Source organism: Amycolatopsis sp. MtRt-6, assembly GCF_017308975.1.
Classification (GTDB): Bacteria; Actinomycetota; Actinomycetes; order Mycobacteriales; family Pseudonocardiaceae; genus Amycolatopsis.
Genome location: NZ_JADWPD010000021.1, coordinates 30,940 through 51,922, shown reverse-complemented (window position 1 = coordinate 51,922; position 20,983 = coordinate 30,940). Strand labels below are relative to the sequence as shown.

General features: G+C 65.3%; 20 protein-coding genes and 1 pseudogene. 9 read left to right on the top strand and 12 right to left on the bottom strand.

Annotated features, from left to right (window positions below):
* The first annotated feature begins 42 nt into the window (after positions 1 to 42).
* The 6 genes from I4Q55_RS30590 (at position 43) to I4Q55_RS30570 (ending at position 5,078) form a co-directional block, all read left to right on the top strand.
* The gene (locus tag I4Q55_RS30590) at positions 43 to 498 is read left to right on the top strand and encodes an SgcJ/EcaC family oxidoreductase (protein WP_206792552.1); all 456 of its coding nucleotides are present in this window, start codon (positions 43 to 45) and stop codon (positions 496 to 498) included.
* A gap of 183 nt (positions 499 to 681) precedes the next feature.
* The gene (locus tag I4Q55_RS50280; protein WP_277991997.1) at positions 682 to 804 is read left to right on the top strand and encodes a hypothetical protein; all 123 of its coding nucleotides are present in this window, start codon (positions 682 to 684) and stop codon (positions 802 to 804) included.
* 17 nt (positions 805 to 821) lie between these two features.
* Positions 822 to 2,366 carry a 4-hydroxyphenylacetate 3-hydroxylase family protein gene (locus I4Q55_RS30585; protein ID WP_206792550.1) on the top strand — a complete coding sequence of 515 codons (1,545 nt, stop codon included), beginning with the start codon at positions 822 to 824 and terminating at the stop codon, positions 2,364 to 2,366.
* Between the two features lie 34 nt (positions 2,367 to 2,400).
* A complete protein-coding gene (locus I4Q55_RS30580; protein WP_206792548.1) occupies positions 2,401 to 3,642 on the top strand; it encodes an acyl-CoA dehydrogenase family protein in 1,242 nt (413 codons plus the stop codon).
* Positions 3,643 to 3,680: 38 nt separating this feature from the next.
* The gene (locus I4Q55_RS30575; RefSeq protein WP_307793354.1) at positions 3,681 to 4,367 is read left to right on the top strand and encodes a class I SAM-dependent methyltransferase; all 687 of its coding nucleotides are present in this window, start codon (positions 3,681 to 3,683) and stop codon (positions 4,365 to 4,367) included.
* A 438-nt stretch (positions 4,368 to 4,805) separates the two neighbouring features.
* Positions 4,806 to 5,078, top strand: a complete 273-nt coding sequence (locus I4Q55_RS30570) for an IS3 family transposase (protein ID WP_206792546.1) — start codon at positions 4,806 to 4,808, stop codon at positions 5,076 to 5,078.
* Between the two features lie 40 nt (positions 5,079 to 5,118).
* Here the strand turns inward: I4Q55_RS30570 and I4Q55_RS51035 are convergent, their stop codons facing one another.
* From I4Q55_RS51035 to I4Q55_RS30510, 12 genes and pseudogenes are all read right to left on the bottom strand, one after another.
* Positions 5,119 to 5,346, bottom strand: a complete 228-nt coding sequence (locus tag I4Q55_RS51035; protein ID WP_374194500.1) for a transposase — start codon at positions 5,344 to 5,346, stop codon at positions 5,119 to 5,121.
* Between the two features lie 386 nt (positions 5,347 to 5,732).
* A complete protein-coding gene (locus I4Q55_RS30560) occupies positions 5,733 to 6,755 on the bottom strand; it encodes an alpha/beta hydrolase (RefSeq protein ID WP_307793353.1) in 1,023 nt (340 codons plus the stop codon).
* 175 nt (positions 6,756 to 6,930) lie between these two features.
* Positions 6,931 to 7,433 (bottom strand): annotated as a pseudogene (locus I4Q55_RS30555) (transposase).
* A 97-nt stretch (positions 7,434 to 7,530) separates the two neighbouring features.
* On the bottom strand, positions 7,531 to 8,895 hold the full coding sequence (locus I4Q55_RS30550; protein WP_206792542.1) for a condensation domain-containing protein: 1,365 nt from the start codon (positions 8,893 to 8,895) through the stop codon (positions 7,531 to 7,533).
* A 322-nt stretch (positions 8,896 to 9,217) separates the two neighbouring features.
* Positions 9,218 to 10,270, bottom strand: coding sequence for a 4-hydroxyphenylpyruvate dioxygenase (gene hppD / locus I4Q55_RS30545; RefSeq protein ID WP_206792540.1), 1,053 nt, complete (start codon positions 10,268 to 10,270; stop codon positions 9,218 to 9,220).
* Positions 10,270 to 10,482 (bottom strand): MbtH family protein, encoded by a 213-nt coding sequence (locus I4Q55_RS30540; protein ID WP_206792538.1) that lies wholly within the window; start codon positions 10,480 to 10,482, stop codon positions 10,270 to 10,272. Before I4Q55_RS30540 ends, hppD begins: the two co-directional genes overlap by 1 nt.
* A gap of 17 nt (positions 10,483 to 10,499) precedes the next feature.
* A complete protein-coding gene (locus tag I4Q55_RS30535) occupies positions 10,500 to 12,254 on the bottom strand; it encodes a non-ribosomal peptide synthetase (protein ID WP_206792535.1) in 1,755 nt (584 codons plus the stop codon).
* 592 nt (positions 12,255 to 12,846) lie between these two features.
* Positions 12,847 to 13,053, bottom strand: coding sequence for a hypothetical protein (locus tag I4Q55_RS30530; RefSeq protein WP_206792818.1), 207 nt, complete (start codon positions 13,051 to 13,053; stop codon positions 12,847 to 12,849).
* A 16-nt stretch (positions 13,054 to 13,069) separates the two neighbouring features.
* Positions 13,070 to 14,434 carry a nucleotide disphospho-sugar-binding domain-containing protein gene (locus tag I4Q55_RS30525; protein WP_206792533.1) on the bottom strand — a complete coding sequence of 455 codons (1,365 nt, stop codon included), beginning with the start codon at positions 14,432 to 14,434 and terminating at the stop codon, positions 13,070 to 13,072.
* An 11-nt stretch (positions 14,435 to 14,445) separates the two neighbouring features.
* A complete protein-coding gene (locus I4Q55_RS30520; RefSeq protein WP_206792531.1) occupies positions 14,446 to 15,288 on the bottom strand; it encodes an alpha/beta fold hydrolase in 843 nt (280 codons plus the stop codon).
* Positions 15,285 to 16,043, bottom strand: a complete 759-nt coding sequence (locus I4Q55_RS30515; protein ID WP_206792529.1) for a bifunctional 2-polyprenyl-6-hydroxyphenol methylase/3-demethylubiquinol 3-O-methyltransferase UbiG — start codon at positions 16,041 to 16,043, stop codon at positions 15,285 to 15,287. Before I4Q55_RS30515 ends, I4Q55_RS30520 begins: the two co-directional genes overlap by 4 nt.
* The gene (locus I4Q55_RS30510; protein ID WP_307793352.1) at positions 16,040 to 17,698 is read right to left on the bottom strand and encodes an MFS transporter; all 1,659 of its coding nucleotides are present in this window, start codon (positions 17,696 to 17,698) and stop codon (positions 16,040 to 16,042) included. The genes I4Q55_RS30515 and I4Q55_RS30510 overlap by 4 nt, the downstream gene beginning before the upstream one ends.
* Positions 17,699 to 18,011: 313 nt before the next feature.
* Here I4Q55_RS30510 and I4Q55_RS30505 point away from each other — a divergent pair, with 313 nt between their 5' ends.
* From I4Q55_RS30505 to I4Q55_RS30495, 3 genes are read left to right on the top strand one after another with little or no spacing between them, the layout of a single operon-like run.
* Positions 18,012 to 19,160 (top strand): DegT/DnrJ/EryC1/StrS aminotransferase family protein, encoded by a 1,149-nt coding sequence (locus I4Q55_RS30505; RefSeq protein WP_206792527.1) that lies wholly within the window; start codon positions 18,012 to 18,014, stop codon positions 19,158 to 19,160.
* Between the two features lie 36 nt (positions 19,161 to 19,196).
* Entirely contained in the window at positions 19,197 to 20,306 is a 1,110-nt protein-coding gene (locus tag I4Q55_RS30500) for a DegT/DnrJ/EryC1/StrS aminotransferase family protein (RefSeq protein ID WP_206792525.1), read from the top strand.
* Positions 20,307 to 20,333: 27 nt separating this feature from the next.
* Positions 20,334 to 20,966, top strand: coding sequence for a dTDP-4-dehydrorhamnose 3,5-epimerase family protein (locus tag I4Q55_RS30495; protein WP_206792523.1), 633 nt, complete (start codon positions 20,334 to 20,336; stop codon positions 20,964 to 20,966).
* Positions 20,967 to 20,983: the final 17 nt, after the last annotated feature.

Genomic DNA, 20,983 nt, shown 5'->3' with positions numbered 1-20,983 from the left:
AATCACCAAACACCTGACAAGACTCGCTTGGAGGACGAACCAATGAGCAGCAACGCCGAAGCCCTCGTGGAGGGTGCGAAGAAGTGGGCGACGCACTACGGCCCCTACCCCAACGGGGTCGAGGGTGCCGTGGTGACCGCGCAGCTGCGCGTACGGGCGGGGTGGGACGCGAACGACGCCGACGCCATCGCCGACCTGTTCGTCGACAACGGCAGCATGCTCGTGGGCGATGCCCAGCTGAGCAGCCGTGAGGAGATCCGCGCGTACCTGGCCGACGCCTTCGCCGGCGGTTTCCAGGGAACCCGGCTGACCGACGAGCCGAAGGAGGTCCGCCTGCTGACCGACTCGGTAGCGATCGCGGTCACCGAGGGAGGTGTCGTCAAGAACGGCCAAGACGACATCGAACCGGAAGAGCTGGCCCGCTCGCTGTGGGTGCTCGTCAAGAAGGACGGCGACTGGCGGGTCGTGTCGAGGCAGACGAGCCCTGTCAACAGTTAGGAGCGTGTGTCTCCTCGACCTCGATCGAGATTGAGGAGACATCCCACAAAAGTGGCGGTCGGTGGCGTCACGTGGCGTCACCGCGAGCAAAGCGGCCCAGCCGTGGTGTCGGCTAGGACCGCGCCGCCATGTCTGGCCGGAACCGAGGCCGCACGTCAGAACCAATCAGGCACAGGAGATGCGATGTCAGCCGATTCCATTCGGGACCTGTTCTCCGTTCAGGTCGAGCGGACGTGCGCCGGGTCGGACGAGCGGATGGCCGGTCCCGCGGCACTTGTCGACGCCACGCAGAGCACCGCGGCCTGAGAGACAAAGAGAACGCGATGACCGAACAGACCCGGCCGCTGACCGGCGCCGAATATCTTGAAAGTCTCCGCGACGGCCGCGAGATCTACCTCTATGGCGAACGAGTCAAGGACGTCACCGAACATCCCGCGTTCCGCAACCCGGCGCGCATGACGGCCCGGCTCTACGACGCACTGCACGACCCGGAGCATCGGGACGTGCTGACCACCGAAACCGACGCCGGCGGCCCCGGCGGCTACACGCACCGGTTTTTCACCACGCCGCACAGCGCGGCCGATCTGATCGCTGACCAACAGGCCATCGCCGCGTGGTCACGGCTCAGCTACGGCTGGATGGGCCGTGGTCCGGACTACAAGGCGTCGTTCCTCGGCACGCTCGGGGCGAACGCCAACTTCTACAACCCGTTCGCCGACAATGCGAAGCGCTGGTACCGGGAGTCACAGCAGAAGGTCCTGTACTGGAACCACGCCTTCGTACATCCGCCGGTGGACCGGAACCGGCCGCCGGACGAGGTCGCCGATGTGTTCGTGCACGTCGAGCGGGAGACCGACAGCGGTCTGGTGGTGAGCGGAGCGAAGGTCGTCGCGACGAACTCCGCGCTCACGCATTACAACTTCATCGCCCACACCGGGTTGCCCATCAAAGACCGCAAGTTCGCCATTGTCGCCACCGTGCCGATGAACGCCCCTGGCCAAAAACTGATCTGCCGCCAGTCGTACGCCGCCTCGGCCGCGCTGACCGGCAGCCCGTTCGACTACCCGCTGTCCTCGCGGCTGGACGAGAACGACAGCGTGCTGGTGCTGGACAAGGTGCTGATCCCGTGGGAAAACGTGTTCATCTATGGGGATACCGCCAAGGTCGGCATGTTTACCGGGTATTCCGGGTTCAACGAGCGCGCCATGTTTCACGGTTGTACGCGGCTCGCGGTGAAACTGGAGTTCATCGCCGGTCTGCTGGCCAAGGCGCTGGACATCACCGGGGTCTCCGATTTCCGCGGGGTACAGACGCGACTAGGGGAAGTGCTCGCTTGGCGCAATCTGTTCTGGGGGCTGTCCGACGCCGCAGCGCGGAACCCGGTGCCGTGGCGGGGTGGCGCTGTCCTGCCCAACCCGGACTACGCCATGGCTTACCGCTGGTTCTCCCAGATCGGCTACGCGAGGATCAGGGAGATCGTGTTGCAAGATGTCGCGAGCGGACTGATCTACCTCAACTCCAGCGCGCAGGACTTCCACAACGATGACATCCGGCCGTACCTTGACAAGTACCTGCGCGGATCGAACGGGGTCGACGCCGTCGAGCGGGTAAAGGTGATGAAACTGCTCTGGGACGCGGTCGGCACCGAATTCGGCGGCAGGCACGAACTCTACGAACGCAACTATACCGGTAACCACGAAAACACCAGGACCGAATTGCTTCGTGGGCAACTCGGCGACGGCAAGCTCGACGGCTATCGTGCGTTCGTCGACCGCTGTCTTGCCGAATATGACCTGAACGGCTGGCAGGTGCCGGACCTCGCCTCGTTCCCCGACATCGGCGCGGCAGGCCGCGCTCTACTTGGCTGACGTGATCATGTTTCGATGGAAGGACGGTCAGCACATGACAGCCGCCATGGATACCTCGGCGAAGGACTATCCGCTTCCGCCAGAGCCGGGCCTGACCGAGCACGAAGTCTTGGCCCGCGCCGAACGGATCGCCGAGACGCTCGTCGACCGACAGCAGGAGACGGAGGACCGCGGATTCTATGCGCTCGACACGCATGAACTCCTGCGCAAATCCGGCTTCTACCGGCTACTGGTGCCACGGCGATACGGCGGTTACGAATTCGGTATTGACACTCACATGCAGGTGGTTGCCAGGCTCGCGCGGGGGTGCGCGTCGACGGCGTGGATGTACACCCTTGGGGCGTCCCACGCCCATCTGATTGCTACTCTTTATGGCGAACAAGCGCAGAATGAGCTATTCGCGGGCGGTGACTTCATCTGCCCGGGAGTCATCGCGCCGGCCGGGTTCGCCGAGCCCGCCGAAGACGGCGGCTGGATCGTGGACGGCGTGTTCCGCTATGCCTCCGGCTCGCCCTACGCCACTCATTTCGTCGGCCAGACCTTCGTCGCGGGAGCGGAAGGAGAACCGCCCGAGCAGATGATGTTCATCGTGCCGAGGGACCAGTGGCGGCGGCTGGACGACTGGGGTTCCCAACTTGGTCTGAAAGGTAGTGGCTCGTACAGCATCAAAGTCGAGAAGGCGCATATCCCGGCGTACTACGCCCTGCCTGGTACGCATATGGGAATGACCTCCGTCGTGGGGGGAACGCCGGGGCTTCGGTTGCATGGCAACACCTTGTACGGCGGCAGCGTGCTGGCCCCGTTCAGCTTCCAGCTCGGCGCGCTGGCCGTGGGCATGGCTACCGCGGCACTGGATGTCTACGCCGAGCTGACGCGGGAACGTCTGATCGCGTATCCGCCGTTCGGATCGCGTGCTGAGGACCCGGATTTTCAGCTCCGTTACGGCGAAGCGGCCGGACGCATCGCGGCGGCACGGGCGGCGATGACGGACATGCTAAGGCAATGGCATGAGACGGCCGAGCAGGGGAATGTCACACGTGAGGTGGAGCTCCGGATGTCGATCATCAGCCGCGAGGTCATGCGGCTGGCGTGGAACGCGGTATCCGACATTCTGTTTCCCACCGCCGGGACCAGCGCCGCCGTAGGTGCGGGTGAACGGCTCGAGCGGATCTGGCGGGATATGTCGACCCTGCATACGCATGCCGGAGTGCACATCTGGCTGGCCACCATCTACCCCCGTGAACTCGCTCAACTGGAACTAGGCATCGCGAGCTGAACTCACAACACGCTCTCGCCGAGATCAGGAGGAACCGGGTGATCCACAGTTTGGTGCTGGACCAGCAAATCCTGGAGTACGTGCAGGATGTTTCCCTTCGCGAAGACGACATCGCGCGTGACCTGCGGGCGGCCACCATGCGGCTCTCGTTCGAGCACGCCATGTTGACTCCACCAGAGGAGGCGCAGCTGCTTGGCTTCCTCGTCCGGCTGACGGGGGCCACCACCGTCGTCGAGGTCGGGACGTTCACCGGGTACGGCACGCTGGCCATGGCCCGCGCGGTCCCCGCGCATGGGCGCGTCATCACGTGCGACGTCAGCGCGGACTGGCCCGAGATCGGCCGCCCTTTCTGGGAACGGGCCGGGGTCGCCGACCGTATCCAGGTGGAAATCCGTCCCGCCGTCGAGACCTTGGACGCACTGCTTGCCGACGGTGCCGCCGGCACTGTGGACTTCGCGTTCATCGACTGTAACAAGGAAAGCTATTCCGACTACTTCGAACGATGCCTTGAATTACTCCGCCCGGGCGGATTGCTTGTGCTGGACAACGTGCTCTGGTCAGGCAAGGTGGCGCGCCCCGACATCAGTGACCAGGAGACAGACTCACTCCGCGCGCTGAACGCCGCACTATGCGATGACGACCGGGTTGACCTGAGCATGCTGCCGGTCTTCGATGGTGTGACCCTAGCGTATAAGCGAGCCAACTACTCGCGCGCCGCAGCGTAGTCCACAGTAGTAGTTGAATTTGGTCAGGCGCAGGAGAAGGTGGTCCTGCAGCGCGCGGCGGCGTATCTGGCGCAGGGTAACCTGCCGGGAAACGAGTCTTCCCGCTCGTCCGTGAGCTGGTGACGTGCGGGGTCCTTGGTCTGTCTCGCCAGGGTCTGCCCCGGCAAGGCCACGGCCGATACCGGAGTTCCTCTTCGAGTCCGCCCGGGCAGCGAGCGATCTCCTGCAGTGCGGCGTCCTGACGCGATACCCGCGCATCGACTGGGTTTCTCGCACAGTGGCGGCGGCCTGCCCCACTCACCGACCGGGTTGCAGTTGTTCCGGGACGTTAGAGGCCCTACGGAGGCGGGTCGCCGAGCAGGACCGGGACATCGCGTTCCTGAAAGAAGCTTCGTCGTACTTTGCCGCGATGCAGAACAAACCGACCGGTTCGAGCTGATGGCGAAGTACGCCGGCCCCGCCGCACTGACACCGCGGCAGCAGCGCCGCGCCGATCTGGCGGTGAGGATCCTGGACGTGCACACCGACTCCGAGGGCACGTACGGGTCCCCGCGGATCACCGCCGAACTGCGGGCGCGTGGTGAGACGGTGAACGAGAAGACCGTCGCGGCGATCATGGCCGAGATCGGGATCGAGGGCATCAGCCCGCGCACCTTCAAAGTCCGCACTACCGTCCCGCCGGGTGCTCGGGCACGTCGTCGCCGGCCATAAACACCTGCCCACTGTTCGGGGGGGACCTCACTCGGCCCGCTCAGCCGACTCCAAAGGCCGTTCCCCATGGACCTCGGCCGGCGATCCTGCGCCGCTCGTCCTTGACCCACACACTCAACATCCCCGCATCAATCCCCAGCTCGCGGGCAACCTGGGCGATCGTGCGACCAGTGTCGATCACACGATGCGCAGCCTCGACCCTTGAACTCGGCCGTGTACGACCGACGCTTACGAGGAGGCACAACGGACATCCTTCAAGCAAGACCACGGTCCTGCTAACTCGGTGTCCACTCCCCCCGGGGGGGGGGGAACCTCACTGGGCGGGGCGACGGTCCGGCGACCACCGAGCAACTGCGGCGGTTGTGGTACGACGTCGTGGGCACGCCCTTCCCGAACGCGGTCCCCGCGCTCGTCCGCGCCTTCGGCGAGGTCCGGGTGCTCTACGGAAGCGACCACCGCTGGACGCCGGCCCCGGCGGTGCTCACCCAGCTCGCCTCTCGATCGACTCGGCGTCTCAGTCTACCGCAACCACCTGGCGCGCCCTGACGACTCACAACGCGGAACGCCTCTTTCCGCGACTGCGAGCGGCGTGAGGCGGCCTTCGGTCCCGCGCGATCTGAACGCGCGGGACCGAAGTGATGCGCGAATGTGCCGTCAGGCCACGCAGTTCGCCAGCTCGGGACTCGGTGCGGGAACCCCCTGCGGCCCGAAGAACAGCTTGGCGCAGGCGCTCAGGAACGCCGTGTTCTCCTCGGCGATCCAGTGTCCGCTGTCCGGCGCGACGACGCCGCGAACGTCGTCGCCCACCTGCCTGAACGAGTTGGCGACGACCAGGCCGAAGGAGAACTCCGCGCCCATCGCCAGTACCGGCATCCGCAGGCGCTTGTGTGCGTTGGCACGGTTGTCCGCGGCGTCGCCCGCGAACGCCCGGTAGTACCCGTAGCCCGCGGTCCGGCGCGCCGGACTCGCGTAGGCCTGGAAGTAGGCCGCCTGGTCGATGCGGTCGGGATACCGTGTGTTGCTGAAGAGGAAGCCGAGGTACGTCGACACGTCGTCGTTGTCGATCAGCCTCTCCGGGACCGGAGCGGCGGCCTGGTTCAGGCCGAGGTGGAAGCTGACCCCGTAGAGTTCTTCGAGGCCGAACCCGGACAGAGGTGTCGCCAGCGCGGCCATCCGGACGACCTCGGTCGGATAGTCGCGGGCGTACGGGTAGGCCACGAGCGAACCGAGGTCGTGGGCGAGAAGTGAAACCTGGCTGAAGCCCAGCTTGTGGACACCCTCGCGAATGCGCTCGGCGGTGGTCACCTTGTCGTAGCCGCCTGCCGGAATTGTCGAGTCGCCCAGACCAGGCAGGTCGAACGCGATGACGGTGTGGTTCTGGGCAAGGGACGGCATGATCTTCGCCCACGCGCGCCAGGTCTCCGGCCAGCCGTGCAACAGCACCAACGGCGGTCCGGACCCGCCGCGAACGTAGTGCAGCGTGGTGCCCTCCACGGCAACTGTTCCGTGGCTGAAACCCGGGAGACCCCCGGACTCCGACCGGTCGGCCACCGGCGGCTCGGCACTGGCGGCCGAACCGGCCAAGAGGACGACCGCGGCCAGGAGGACGACGACCGCGGCCAGGGCGGCGTAGACGCTTCGGCTCGCACGCCGAAAAGCGCTGGTTTTTCGAAACACTCGACTCTCCTTGATTAGGCAGCGCGTAGTAATTTTTGCGCGGACCGGAAACGACGTTAGCCTAATCAATCCAAATGTCGGCAACAACCCTAGCGGCAAGCCAAAGCCGCAATATGAAAGAAAGAACGACGCTATCATGCCAAACAAGCGACCAAACATCCAGTAAGAGCGTGTCTCATGTGGCCGCTTTGCGGAGTTTCTTGTAGCAGGTGAGGGCGGCGGCGAGGGTGAGGAATGCCAGGAAGTGGCTGGCTTTGCGTTCGTAGCGGATGGTGAGTCGTCGGTATCCGGTGAGCCGGGAGATCGTCCGCTCGATCACCCAGCGGTGGCGGCCGAGCTTCTCGCTGGTCTCGATGCCCTTGCGGGCGATCCGGACCCGGATGCCGCGCCGGCGGACCCAGGCGCGTAGTTCAGCATGGTCGGTTGACGCCACAACCCAGCCTTGGTCCACCTGCCGAAACATCGGTGCGCGGCCTGAAACGGTACGCCGAACGACGGCGGCAGATCCCGCCACGAACACCCACTGGTCAACACGTACACGATCGCGGTGAACACCGCACGAGCCGGCAACGGCGCCGTCCCGCCACCCTGCCGACGAGCCCGGAACTCCGGAACCAACGGCTCCACCAGCACCCACAACTCGTCCGACACCAACCGCATCGACAACCGATCAACCACGACCCAAGATGTTGCCGAGACGATGAATCGCCCACTTGTCGTCGAATGGGATCGTCACCGCTGCTCCAATCCGCTCGACCAAATTACGCGACGCACTTCACAGAAGCAGCACCACGTCGTCGGGGCCGGTCACCAAGTTCTTCAGTTCAGCACAAAATCGGCTCACCCACTGCGCGATACTGGTTCGGTCAACGAGCCCGTCCTTGTACGCGATGTTACCGATAAGCTCGCCCGTCGTGTCAACGGTGAGTGTCCACAATACGCCGTCCGGGATATCCGACGTGCGTGATTGCGAGCCGAGCCGCCGCCGAATCTCGCTGTACTCCAGGTCCCCCACTCGGGTGCCGTCGAGAGGGAAGGGAAAGGGAAAGACTTGGAAGATGATCGGAACCTCATTGTCCACCATCATCGGTCGCATGAACTCGGGCGCTTCGCCCGGGATCGCCGGAATGTCGTGGACGTATGCCTCCAGACAGGTGTTTCGAGTGAGCTGCAGCACGTCCCGATACTTGGCGCATGCCGTGACATCCATGCGGATCGGTACGAAATTAAAGAATAGACCGACCGCCTCGTCGAAACGGCCATACTCACGGCCAGGCGTCAATGTCGGGGTGGAGATGTCCGTCGCTCCGGACAACCGGTTGACCGCGATCGTGAAAGCGGCGAGGAGCACCATGAAGGAGGACCCACGCACTTCCCTGGCCAGCGCGGACACGCCGGCCATCAGCTCGGCGTCCACTTCGAACCGGTACATGGCTGTTGTCTGCGGCAAGCCCATCGATCGCGGCCGGTCCGCAGGCATGGTCAGGGTTTCCCCACCGCGCAGCTTATCCTGCCAGTAACGACGCGACGAATTCTCGTCGGGACCGCCCAATCTCGCAAGCTGCCACGTCGTGAAGTCGCGATACTGCTGCGGCTCTGCGAGCTCATGGCCCCCGTGCCCGGTCCGGGTCGCATATCGGGCCGCGATATCGCGAAAGATGACCTGCACGGACCACCCGTCCGCGGCCGTATGGTGCACGGCGAGCACGAGCAGGGCGTCGTGGTCGTCGAACCGGTTGAGGACCGCGCGAAGTTTCGGTACCGAGGATGCGTCGAAGTCGGCCGTCTCCTCCTCGACAAGCAAGGCGTCGATTCGGCGTCCCCGCTCTTCCGGCTCGATCCCTGGAAGATCCCGAACGGTCAGTTCCGCGGGAGCCGGCTGATGGACGACCTGGCACCGCGCTTCCGGATCACGGATGATCACAGAGCGCAACGCATCGTGGCGCACGATGATGTCGTCGAGCGCGCCCTGCAACGCCTGCACGTCGACCTGTCCATGGATGCGCCACCCGTGGACGATATGGTGACGAGGACCAAACGCCCCCTCGGCGTCGCCCTGATCGAGGGCACAGAGGAACTCTTGATTCGCTGACAGCGGCCACCGCTCGCCGGCGCCAGTCGCAGTGTCCATGGTCGTCATGGTTTCTTACCTTCTGGCCAGGTGTTTCGGGCCGGTCGTAGGGTTCGCGGCGCCCAGGGGTGCCGGGTATGACTTTCATGCCTCTGCCGCTGATGGCCCAGGAGGATTGGCCGCCCGGCGCCCCGCGAAGACTCGACCGCTAATTGGGATGTGCGAACTGATCGCTGTGTAAGGACACGTCGGCGAGGTGGCCGCGCTGGCCGCCGACGGGCCGGTGACCTGGGCGGTCGACCTCAACGCCGGTGGCGCGGCGCTGCTGATCGCGTTGTTGGGTCAACCACGACCAGCGACTGAGTGTGCGAAAGCGGAAACGTGTCATCGCTCATGCTGCGCCCTCGATTGCATCGTGGCTTTGCATGACCGCCTCATAGAGCGCCTTGATGTTTCCGCTCCCGAAGGTTGTCGCGCCAAGGCGTTCGATCAGCTCGACGAAGAAGGTATTGCGCTGGCTGACCGGCTTGGCGAAGATCTGGAACAGCTGCCCGTCATGGTCCTCATCAGCCAGAATGCCACGTACGCGCAGATCTTCTACCGAATGCCTTTCCAGGTCAATCCGTTCATCCAAACGGTCGTAGTACCGTCCGGGCGTTGAAAGGAACTGAACACCAGCCGCCTGGACCTGGTCGACCGCCCGCACGATGTCCGGCACCCGGAGCGCCACATGCTGGATCCCCGCACCGCCGTGGTCACGCAGGAAGGTGTCTATCTGGCCTGGCGACTTGGCCAAGTCCGGCTCGATCAGCGTGAAGGTGACGGCGCCGGAGGTACTTTGCACAACCTTGGAATTCATAGATTGTCGACCAACGAATATCTTCTCCTCGTACACGACGCGGAAGTCGAGTACCTCTTCGTAGAACGCCACGGTCGAATCGAGCTGCCCGCCGGGCAGGCAGACAGCGAAGTGGTCGACAGCAGCGCCGATGTCATGCGCGGAAGGCGAACCGGCCAGGGGAAGCGGTCCGCTCGCGGCGCGCTGCACGAAGGTATGGGCGACATCCGCAAAGGCCAAGACGCGCGCCGTCACTACCCCGTCATCTTCGGTTGGCCCGTGTAGCGGTACAGCGCCGCGACTTACCGCCTCGTGGAACGCAGTCCGAGCGTCGGCCACGCCGAGCCCGATGTCGGCGACTCCGTCTCCGTGCCGGGAGAGGTAGATGGCGGCCTCATGGTCAGGCACACGCGGCTCGGTGACCAGAAACCGGATGTCACCGCGCCCAACTCCGACGGTGCGGCTTCGGCCGTCTTCGATCCGCTGGAACTCCGACAAGGCATAGCCTCGGGTCCACAGGTCCGCCGCTGACGCGGAATCCTCGACGAAGAACCGAACGTGGTCGACCCTCATGCCCGTGTAGACAGAGTTCTGCTCGAGCGCCATCACGCCGCACCCTGGTTGCGGCCAGCACCACGTGGGCGGAGGTCGGTCCAGTTCTTCGCGACGTAACGCAGACAGGACGTGCGATCTGTCGCAGCGAGGGCCACCCGCCAGCCCGCGGGCGCCACCACGAACTCGGGCCAGAGGGAGTGTTGACCGGCTTCGTTGACCAGCACGACGAACTGGCCGTCCTCGCGGTCGAACGGATTCGACATATCCGGAATCCTTTCTGTTAGCTCGCCCTGGCGACCTGGTCGCCGTGAATCGCGGTGATGTGCTGGTCAATGAGCGCGACGGTGGGGATATCGAATATCTCCACTACGCTGAGCTTCACGCCCAGCTCGGCCTCGATGCGCAACACGAGTCGCGCCGCCTGGAGCGATTGACCGCCCAGATCGAAGAAGCTGTCGTCGAGGCCGACTTGGTCGACATTCAAGGTCTTGCCGAAGATGGCGCACAGCGTTTCCTGACGTGGGCTGAGCGGCGCGCGATGTTGCTTGGCCCGGTCGAACTCCGGCTCCGGCAGAGCATCTCGATCCACCTTCCCGTTGACGGTTACCGGTATCGCGTCGATGGCGGTGAACGCGGCGGGCACCATGTAATCGGGCAGAGCCCTGGCCAGGTGGGTGCGCAGCCCGCCGAAGTCGACGCCGCCCGCACTGGGGACGACGTAGGCGGCCAACTGCGGATCCTCGTCGCTCGAGGTGCCGACGACCACCGCATCCGCCACGGCCGGATGCGTTCGAAGTGCGGCCTCGACCTCTCCCAGCTCGACCCGGAAGCCACGGATCTTGATCTGCTGGTCAGCCCGCCCGAGGAACTCGAGCGAGCCGCCGGCGGTCTGCCGGACCAGATCACCGGTACGGAACATCCGCTCGCCTGGAGCGCCGAACGGGTCCGCAACGAACCGCTCCGCAGTGAGATCAGGGCGGCCGACATACCCCCGCGCCAGGCAGCCGCCCGCAACGTACAGTTCGCCGACCCCACCTTCGGCTACTCGGTTCAAGCTCTCATCGAGCACGTAAAGTCGCTTGTCATCGAGAGCCTGACCGAGCGGGACGAAAGCACCGACCTGCGCGTGCTGCGTCAACGGAAACTGGGTGGCGAACAGAGTGCTCTCAGTCTGTCCGTACATCACTCTAACCCGGATATCCGGATTTGCGGAAAGGATCCGACGCACCGCCTCTGGCGAGACGACGTCACCACCGGTCATGACTTCACGCACGGATGAAAGACAGGTAGGATCCTCCTCGGCAACGAGCCTGAAGAGCCCCGATGTCAAGTGAACTGCGGTCGCGTCGCCCCGCCTAAGATCGTCGCGCAGCGCGTCGATGTCGAACTCGCCCGGGTGCGCCAGGACAATTTGCCCACCACGCAATAACGGTGCCCACAATTCAAACGTTGACATTCCGAATGCATACGGCGCAATCATGAGAATCCGACTGAACACTGGATCGTTCCAGGTCTGGTCTTCGATGAGCCCGATCACACTGCGGTGAGAAACTCCGACACCTTTGGGCGCGCCAGCCGATCCTGAAGTGAAGAGAACGTAGGCAAGCTGGTCCTCAGCTACCGAAACCACCGGTTCGGACTCTTGCGTTTGTTCAGCGTCACTGACCGTGATCACCTCGACGAAGCTGGACAGAGTGGCCGCGGGCGTCGAACCGTCGGTGATTACCGTCCGCATCTTGAGCTGGTCGCTGATCGACCGCAGTCGCTCCGTCGGCATCGTTGTGGCCAGGGGCACATACGTGGCGCCCGCCTTGATCACCGCGAGTGTCGCAACGACCAGGTCGAACGACCGGCCGGAACATACCGCTACGGGCTGCTCTGCTTCCACTCCACGCTCGATCAGAAGGTTAGCTAAGCGATTGGCCCGGCGGTTCAGTTCATCGAAGGTCAGAAACCCGTCGGCTGACCGCACGGCAACCGCTTCGGGCCGCCGGCGAACCTGATCCAAAAAGGTCTCTGGCAGTGTAGAGGCCATATCGAAGCTCCCATCGGCATATTTCCCGGCGCGGCAGGACTGCCGGTCTGCACAAGTCCATGCCGCTCCGGCCTGCCCTACTCTCTGAGTCTTCCAGCCGCCAACGAAGGCTGCGTCTTCGATATTGCGACCAGGCCAACACACCCAGCGTGGTTTGAAGGGTGAGTTCTGGCCAGATGCCGTCGCTGTTGACCGTGGAGGCGCAGCGTGCAACGGAGCAAGGTCGAGTTGATCCGTTCAAGCCGGCGGTTGACGCGATGTTGCGTGCGGATCTGGACGCTCCTCGCAAGCAGCGGCCTACCGCGAGGCGAATCTTTGATCGGCTGGTCGCTGAGCACGAGATGGAAGGCATCTCGTATGCGACGGTGTCGGACTACGTGGGCTGGCGCCGCGCCGAGGTCCGGCGCGAGGCGGGCCGGGAGCCGGCCGAGGGGTTCATCCCGCAGACTCATCGGCCGGGCGCGGACGCCGAGGTCGACTTCGGCGAGGTCTGGGTGCGGCCGGTCGGCCGCACTTTCGTTCAAGACTGCGCAGATCGACTCGACCCGAGCTTCTTCCCCTCGACAACCCGCTCGCCTAGGCGTGGGAATCGTCAGACGCTACTTGATTTGCGGTCGAGCTCCGCGGCGGCGAAAAACACCGAGGCCGTCTCCAGGACCTCATTCACCCGCCGCAACTCACGCACCTCGCGTTCCAACTCGGCGCGTTCCAACTCGGCGATCCGTGCCGCATCATCGCTGGTGCGGCCGGGTGCCGTGCCGGCGTCGATCTCAGAGCCTGCACAGCACCCGGGGCGCATCAGTCGAGATCCACAATCAGCGTTCCTGGGCGAGTTTCTCGAGCCACGGCACGAGTTGTGCGGGAGTCGGTGTCGACGCCCACTCCTCCTCTCGAAGTCGGAGCGCGGCGTCGCGCACTTCGGGGTCCTCGACGACGCGACGCAGCATCGAGCGGATCTCGGAGATTGACTGCTTCTGGTGGTCGAGTCGACTCCCCGCACCCCGGTCGGCCAGGTAGTTCGATGTGAGGGTCGAGTAGCCTTGTTTGGGCGACGTTCGATCCCACTCGACGCCGTCCGGGGTCGCGCGGCCGAAGAACCTCGTCGGCTCGTCGGTGTCGCACACTATCTGCGGTACGGCATTGGCGAGACCAGCTATGACGGTCCCGAAGCTCCCGTGGTTGACCAGCGCGGAGCAGGTCGGCAGCAGTTGTGACAAGGGGACGTAGTCCATGGCGCGAACGTTGTCCGGCAGCGTCCCGACCTGGTCGGAGAGCTGGTCCTTGTTGAGGGTTGCGATCACCTCGACGTCCAGCCCGTCCACCGCCTCGAGCAGCGCCGGGATCCGGCCCGTGCTGTCGCCCTTGTCGACGGCCCGGGCGGAGACCCCGAGACTGATCGCCATTCGCGGTCGCGTTGGTTCGTCCCGCAACCAGCGCTCGGACACGCTCCCGCCGCTGTAGGGCAGGTACCGGACGGGAACGGTGGGAGTCCGGGTGGGCAGCCGCATGCCCGCGGGGATCGGATCGAGCGTCGCCTGCCCCATCAACAGCTCGTCGTCGACCGTCACGCCGTGGTGGTCGGCCAGCGGTTGCATCGCCTCCGCCAGCATGCTCGGCAGTCCCCTGCTCACGAACCGCTCGTGAGCCCACGCTGTGTAGTCGGGAGAGATGAGGGTACGGACATGGGCCGCTCCGCTCGCCTTGGCTGCGACCGCGCCGCAGGGGAACCACGGCTCCCACAGCACGAGATCCGGGCGCCAGTTTTTCGCGAAAGCGACGATGTCGTCGATGTCCTCGCGCGGCCGCGGCGGTTGGTAGTTCCGGATGGCGAGGATCGCGTAGTGGTAGAAGACGTCCCACATGTCACGCTCGACGCGCTCGTGCACGGACAACGCCCGCACGTATCGCTCGGTCTCGTCCGGGTTCGGGAGCACGTCGGCGTAGCCCGGGTCGTCGCAATCGTGTACCGCCAGTGGTGTCTGCGGCCCACAGGGTACAGCGACGATGCCGGACTCGGTTACGCGCTGCGCGAAGTCCGTGGATATGATGCCGGAGGGGGAGGGAAACCCGGACGGCGCCACCACCCGCACGTCGTGACCCGCGCTCTGCAACGCCCACGCGTAGGGTACGAGCGGCCAGAAGTGAGCGGGCGCCGGAAAGCACGTGATCATGACACGCATGGCTTCTCCATTCACATGGTTGTGCGGGCAGGGGACTCGTCGAGCAGGAAGTCGCCGACCGGGCCCTTCAGCCTCTCGGCGTCGATGACGTGCGGTCCTTCGGCGACGACGCCGCGCTGTGCCGAGGGGACACAGGCGACGACGGCGTCGGCCGCCTCACCGAAGAAGTTCGGTCGGAGCTCGCTCATCGTCGGGTGGTCCTGCGACGCGCTGCCGTTGAGCACGAGCGTGGGCACGCGGATCCGTGAGAACCGCTCGGCCGGTGGCTGATTGGTGGTCCCCATGCAGGCGGCGTCGTAAGGCAGCGTATGAGCCAGACTGATCAGGTGTGACCACTTCGGATGCTTCCTTGCTCGCCGCACCGACTCCTCCGGCGAGCCCCAAGCGCGCATCGAGAGCTCGAACGCCTCGGACCGCCGGCCCTCGTCGAGCAGGGCGCGTACGCGCTGTATGTACTGACCGTGCTGAACCTCCGCGTCCGCACCCATGTCGTAGGGCAAGTCGTAGACGACCAGCCTGTTCATCGCGACACCAGCCGCCGCTGCCTCCAACGCCAGCGCCCCACCTGAGCACGCCCCGAAGACATGGGGCGACCCGCCGGCTTCGTCGATCACCGCGGCCAAGTCCTCGATCTCGCGGCGAACGGCGTACGGTGCGACGTCCCCGCTGTCGCCCCGGCCGCGCCGCGCGTAGTTGTAGACGGTGAACCGCGACGCGAGTTCGAGACCGAGCGGAGCGTTCTCGGTGCCGTCGTCCATCGCCCCACACACGAGCACCACGGCGGGACCACTGCCGAAGCGCTCGTACGCGATCCGCGTCCCGTCCAGGGAGCGCACTGTACCGAAGGTGCTCATGACGGCTCCCCCTCGCCTTGGCGCGAGGCCTGGGTTTCGGTACTGGAACCCTTGACTCCGACGAAGGTGCCCCGCCCGTTGATGCCTTCGGCGTAGTACGTTGCGGGGCAGCCGGCTTCATCGAAGGCCTGCAGGTACTCATCCCGGGTGAAGAGCATGAGTTCGTGGACCTGGGTGACCTCCCGGATCCCTTCGGCGCGGGCGATGAGGTACCGGGTCTCGAGCCGCGAGTGACGACCTTGACTCGAGGTGTGCGATACCCGAGCGATTGCACTCCCCTCGACATGCCCCGCGTCGGCGGCGAGGTACCCGTCGAGGAAATTCTCGGGGAACCACCAGGGCTCGACGACGAGCACGCCGCCGGGAACCAGGTGTTCGGCCATCGCCTGGATCGCCGCATGGAGTTCCTCGCGGCTCTCGACGTACCCAATGGCATGGAACAGGCAGGTGACGGCGTCGAACCGGCGCGGCAGCCGGAAGTTGCGCATGTCGCCGCGGTGCACCCGGGACGGGAAGCGTTCCCATGCGCGCCGCAACATCGGCTCCGAGAGCTCGAGCCCCTCTACGTCACCCACCAGCTCTGCGAACGTCTCCAGGTGGGCTCCTGTCCCGCAGGCCACGTCGAGCAACGATCCGGCGTGCGGATACCGCTCGCGCACGAGCGCGACGACCGCCTCGGCCTCACGCACCCAGTCCTTGCCACGGGACTTGTAGACCGTCTCGTAGATCTCGACGAAATCGGCTCCGTACGTCATCGGCTCGTCCGCGAATGCTCGGTGTCTTCAGCGCCGTCGATGCCCTGCTCGTCCACGAGGTCGCGAATAGTGCCGCGGTCGTCGGTCGACGCATCCGTATCCGTGGGCGAGGCGGTGCCGGCATCGTCGGCCCCATCCTTGCCGTCCCCGTGGGCTGGGACGTGGCGCAGCGAGATGCCCGCGACGACTGCGAGAACGAGCGCGACTACACCCCCGAAGGCGGCGGCCACGTTGAGCCCATCGGTGAATGCCTCGGCCGCCCTACGCGCCAGCTCCTCGCCGGCCGGCCCTGGAGTACCCTGGGCCACCGACATCGCGCCGGCGACGCTCTCCCGTGCGGGCGATGCGGCGTCGACGCCCGGAACAGGGCCACTGAAGGCGTTGCGGTAAATGACCGCGGCGATGCTGCCTGTCAAGGCAATGCCAAGGGAGACACCGAAGTCGCCACTGGTCTCCGAGACAGCAGCCGCCGAGCCCGCCTTCTCCTGCGGAGCCGAAGTCATGATGAGCCCGGCTCCCAACGCGCCCGCCGGACCGGCCCCCAGCGACGCCACCACGAACCCGGACATGAGCAGGGCCACGCCGCTCTCCGGGCCGACCTGGGTCACCGCGACGAGCCCGAGCACCGAGATGATCATGCCCGCAACGATCACTTTGCCCGGCGGGATGCGGCGCGTCAACGCCGGGGCCAGCATGGACCCGACCATGCCCGCGAACGTGGGGGCGATCAGCCACAAGCCCGTCGCGAGCGGGGAGTAACCGGCCACCGATTGGAGGTACAGCGCGACGAGGAAGGCGTACCCGGACATGACCCCCATCAGCAACATGAGGGTCACTGCCGAGGCGAAGACCCGGTTGCGGAACAGCGAGACGTCGAGGAGCGGCTCGGCGAGACGACTCTGCCGCCGCACGAATATCACGCCCGCGAGTACCCCAACGACGAGGGCAACGACGGCGACGCCCGTGAGGCCGCTCTTGGCGATCTCCTTCACGCCGTAGACGAACGGGAGGATCGCGACGAGCGAGAGTACGACGCTGAGCAGGTCAATGCGGCCGCGGATCTCGCCGCCCCGCGCCTCGGGCAGCAGGAAAGGAGCGGCCACCACCAGCAGGACCATCACAGGTACTGGCAGGAGGAGCGTTGAGCCCCACCAGAAGTGCTCGAGCAGGACGCCGCCGACGACCGGGCCGAGCGCGATACCGCCCATGAAGCAGCTCATATAGGCGCCGATGGCCATGGCATGATGCCGCTTGTCAGTGAACAGGCTGTTAAGGAGCGCCAGCGTCGAAGGCATGAGGGTCGCTCCGGCGATGCCGAGTACACCACGCGCCGCGATCAGCACCTCGATGCTCGGCGAGTACGCGGCCACCGCCGACACCACGGCGAACGCGCCCGCCCCGATCAGAAGCAGGCGCCGACGTCCGATGCGATCACCGAGATTCCCCATGGTGATCAGGAGTGCGGCGACCACGAACCCGTAGAGGTCCAGAGCCCACAACTGCTCCGTCGAGTTTGCACCGAGATCTACCGACAGAGCCGGCACCGCCACGTACAGAATGCTGAGATCCATGGCCATCATCAGCGTCGGCAGCGCCAGGATGACGAGCCCGAATACCGCTCGTTTCCCGTGCTCGCTTGGGGTTACTTCGGCCACGAGTTACTCCTCCGATAGCTCACCTTGTTTGTGCGAGGCGTCAAGTCTGACGTTGGTCGATTCGCATCGCGCCACATCGAAAGGCGGTTCCCTCAAACAAATAGTTATTGAAAATAGTATCACGGTCCATCGGACGGCGAAACGGAGAAATCCACGGACCGAACCTGGACTTATCCCACCGAATTCGTGAGATTCTCATAGTCGGCGAGTGCACGGCAGCCTGGTCACGGGCAACGGTGATCTGCATACTCATTATGCACAGACGAAAAGGACCAGCCACCGGCTGGAGACGTCGGAGTAGCAGGAGGCCTTGGTGATCAGAATCTTCCAGCCGACAGTGGGCGAGGACGAACTTGCCGCGCTCGCAGAGGTCTTCGACTCGTCCTGGTTGGGCAAGGGTCCTCGGGCGGATGCTTTCGAGCAGGCGTTCGCTGGGCACCTCGATGTCGACGCCGAACAGGTGGCCTCGATCAGTTCGTGCACGGCAGGCCTGTTCATCGCTGCGAAGCTCGCCGACCTCGGCCCGGACTGTGAGGCAGTGCTGCCGACCGTCAGCTACGTCGCCGCGGGCAATGCAGTGGCCGCGACGGGTGCGCGTCCTGTCTTCTGCGATGTCGACGAGCGGACTCTGAACCCGACCGTGGACGACGTCGAGGCAGCACTGACCCCGCGGACCCGGGCAGTGTTCCTTCTCCATTACGGAGGCTACCCGGGCGATGTCGTCGAGATCGCCCGTCTGTGCCGGGAGCGCGGCATCCTGCTCATCGAGGATTCGGCCTGCTCGGTCGCGTCGCGCGCAGGCGAACAGGCGTGTGGAACCGTGGGCGATATCGGGCTGTGGAGCTTCGACAGCATGAAGATCCTGGTCACCGGCGACGGTGGCATGCTGTGGGCCCGCGACCCCGAGATGGTCGAGCGCGCCAGGAAGCTGGCGTACCTGGGGCTGGAACAGTTCAGCGGGCTGTCGCAAGCCCCCCTGGTCGACTCGCGCTGGTGGGAGTTCGAAGTCTCGTCGTTCTCCGGCCGCTCGGTCATGAATGACATGCAGGCGGCGATGGGGCTGGTGCAGCTCCCCAAGGTGGAGGCATTCGTCAAGCGCCGCAGGGCGGTCGCCGAATTCTACGACCGCGAACTCGTCGACGTGACCGGTGTTTACACTCCCCCGCCGCTCCCCGCCGACCACAGGTCGTCCTATTACTTGTATTGGGTCCAGATGGAGACCGAGGTGCGCGACCGGGTGGCGAAAACGCTCCTCGACCGCGGCATCTACACCACCTTCCGCTACCCGGCACTGCACCGTGTCCGGGCTTACGGATCGGCGGCGAGCCTGCCCCGCGCCGAGCGCGCTGTCGACCGGACGCTCTGCCTGCCCCTGCACCAGGCGCTGACCGACGCTGATGTGGAACGCATTGCCGCGGAGTTCCGCAATGCGGTGTCGTCGGCCTCCGCGAACTCGCGATAAGACGCCCCGCGACCGAAAGCAGAAATGGAGTTGACGATGACGGTCCACGTATGGGGCTATCTCGACGAGTACCAGCAGGAGCGCGAGGAGATACTCGAGTGTGTCGACACGGTCTTCAGCTCCGGAAAGCTCATCCTCGGCAAGAGCGTGCACATGTTCGAGCAGGAGTTCGCCGATTACCATAGAGTCGCACACTGCGTAGGCGTCGACAACGGCACGAACGCCATCAAGCTTGCGCTGGAGGCGTTCGGCATCGGTCCGGGAGATGAAGTCATCACCGTGTCCAATACCGCGGCTCCCACCGTTGTCGCAATCGTGTCGACAGGCGCGACACCGGTCTTCGTCGACGTCCGCGAGGACGACTTCCTGATGGACACGACCCTCATCAGTGCTGCGATCACGGCTCGGACCAAGGCGATCGTCCCGGTCCATCTATACGGACAGTGCGTCGACATGGCCGCTGTGAGCGCGATCGCCCGTGAGCACGGACTGGTCGTGGTCGAGGACTGCGCCCAGGCCCACGGCGCCCGCCAGCATGGGCAGGTTGCCGGTACTTGGGGGGATGCCTCCAGCTTCTCGTTCTACCCGACCAAGGTCCTCGGTGCGTACGGCGACGGCGGTGCGGTGCTGACGCCGCACGAGGAGACCGACCGTGCACTGCGCCGCTTGCGCTTCTACGGCATGGAGTCCGACTACCACACCGTCGCGACGCCGGCGCACAACAGTCGACTCGACGAAGTGCACGCCGAGATCTTGCGGAAGAAGCTCACCCGGCTGGATCGCTACATCGACCAACGACGCGCGGTCGCAGCGCGCTACGGGCGCGATCTTGGCGATACCGCGCTGACGCTGCCGTCGACCGTGAAGGGAAACGAGCACGTCTACTACGTCTACGTGGTGAGGCACCCGGCACGCGATTCGATCATCGAGGCGATGCGGGAGCATGGTGTTCAGCTGAACGTCAGCTACCGGTGGCCGGTTCACCTGATGACGGGGTTCGCCCATCTCGGGTACCGAGAGGGCTCGCTACCGGTAACGGAGAAACTCGCGGGCGAGATCTTTTCCCTGCCGATGTTTGCTTCGCTGCGGCGCGACGATCAGGACCACACCGTCGAAGCCCTTCGTGACGTGCTGGGAAGAATCTGAGACGGCTCGACGAAAGGGAGTAGACACGTGGAGATCCGAGAACTGGCTGTCGAGGGTGCGCTCGAGTTCACGCCCTCGACGTACCCCGACGAGCGGGGGCTCTTCGTGGCACCGTTCCAGGGACCCGCACTCGCCCAGGCGCGGGACCAGGACACGTTTCCCGTGCGACAGGCCAACCAGAGCCGGTCCCGGCGCGGGGCGCTCCGCGGGATCCACTACACCCGAACGCCGCCCGGAATCGCGAAGTATGTGAGCTGCGCCCACGGTAGCGCCCTGGACATCGTCGTCGATCTGCGCGTGGGCTCACCGACCTACGGACGGTGGGATTGCGTCGAGATGAACCAGGAATCGTTCCGGTCGGTGTACTTCCCTGTGGGGGTCGGACACGCCTTCATCGCCCTCGAGGACGATACGGTGATGTCTTACATGCTGACTGGCGGCTACGTCGCCGAGAACGAACTCGCAGTCTCGGCGCTGGACCCTCGATTGGCGCTGCCGATCCCGGACGGGCTGGAGATGATCCTCTCGCCCCGGGACCGGGACGCCATCTTGCTCGAGGACGCCGCCCGGCAGGGACTGTTGCCCGAGTACGACCGGTGCGTCCAGCTCGACGCCGAGCTGCGGCGACAGGGCGACGGCGAGGCTCTCACAACCCGGTGAGCCTCAGCGGCTCCCGG

What these genes read in the sequence shown, in the direction of transcription:
- I4Q55_RS30590 (WP_206792552.1), top strand. Translation starts at nt 43, where the DNA reads ATGAGCAGCAACGCCGAAGCCCTCGTGGAGGGTGCGAAGAAGTGGGCG.
- I4Q55_RS50280 (WP_277991997.1), top strand. Translation starts at nt 682, where the DNA reads ATGTCAGCCGATTCCATTCGGGACCTGTTCTCCGTTCAGGTCGAGCGG.
- I4Q55_RS30585 (WP_206792550.1), top strand. Translation starts at nt 822, where the DNA reads ATGACCGAACAGACCCGGCCGCTGACCGGCGCCGAATATCTTGAAAGT.
- I4Q55_RS30580 (WP_206792548.1), top strand. Translation starts at nt 2,401, where the DNA reads ATGACAGCCGCCATGGATACCTCGGCGAAGGACTATCCGCTTCCGCCA.
- I4Q55_RS30570 (WP_206792546.1), top strand. Translation starts at nt 4,806, where the DNA reads ATGGCGAAGTACGCCGGCCCCGCCGCACTGACACCGCGGCAGCAGCGC.
- I4Q55_RS30550 (WP_206792542.1), bottom strand. Translation starts at nt 8,895, where the DNA reads ATGACGACCATGGACACTGCGACTGGCGCCGGCGAGCGGTGGCCGCTG.
- hppD (WP_206792540.1), bottom strand. Translation starts at nt 10,270, where the DNA reads ATGGCGCTCGAGCAGAACTCTGTCTACACGGGCATGAGGGTCGACCAC.
- I4Q55_RS30540 (WP_206792538.1), bottom strand. Translation starts at nt 10,482, where the DNA reads ATGTCGAATCCGTTCGACCGCGAGGACGGCCAGTTCGTCGTGCTGGTC.
- I4Q55_RS30535 (WP_206792535.1), bottom strand. Translation starts at nt 12,254, where the DNA reads ATGGCCTCTACACTGCCAGAGACCTTTTTGGATCAGGTTCGCCGGCGG.
- I4Q55_RS30530 (WP_206792818.1), bottom strand. Translation starts at nt 13,053, where the DNA reads ATGCGCCCCGGGTGCTGTGCAGGCTCTGAGATCGACGCCGGCACGGCA.
- I4Q55_RS30525 (WP_206792533.1), bottom strand. Translation starts at nt 14,434, where the DNA reads ATGCGTGTCATGATCACGTGCTTTCCGGCGCCCGCTCACTTCTGGCCG.
- I4Q55_RS30520 (WP_206792531.1), bottom strand. Translation starts at nt 15,288, where the DNA reads ATGAGCACCTTCGGTACAGTGCGCTCCCTGGACGGGACGCGGATCGCG.
- I4Q55_RS30515 (WP_206792529.1), bottom strand. Translation starts at nt 16,043, where the DNA reads ATGACGTACGGAGCCGATTTCGTCGAGATCTACGAGACGGTCTACAAG.
- I4Q55_RS30500 (WP_206792525.1), top strand. Translation starts at nt 19,197, where the DNA reads ATGACGGTCCACGTATGGGGCTATCTCGACGAGTACCAGCAGGAGCGC.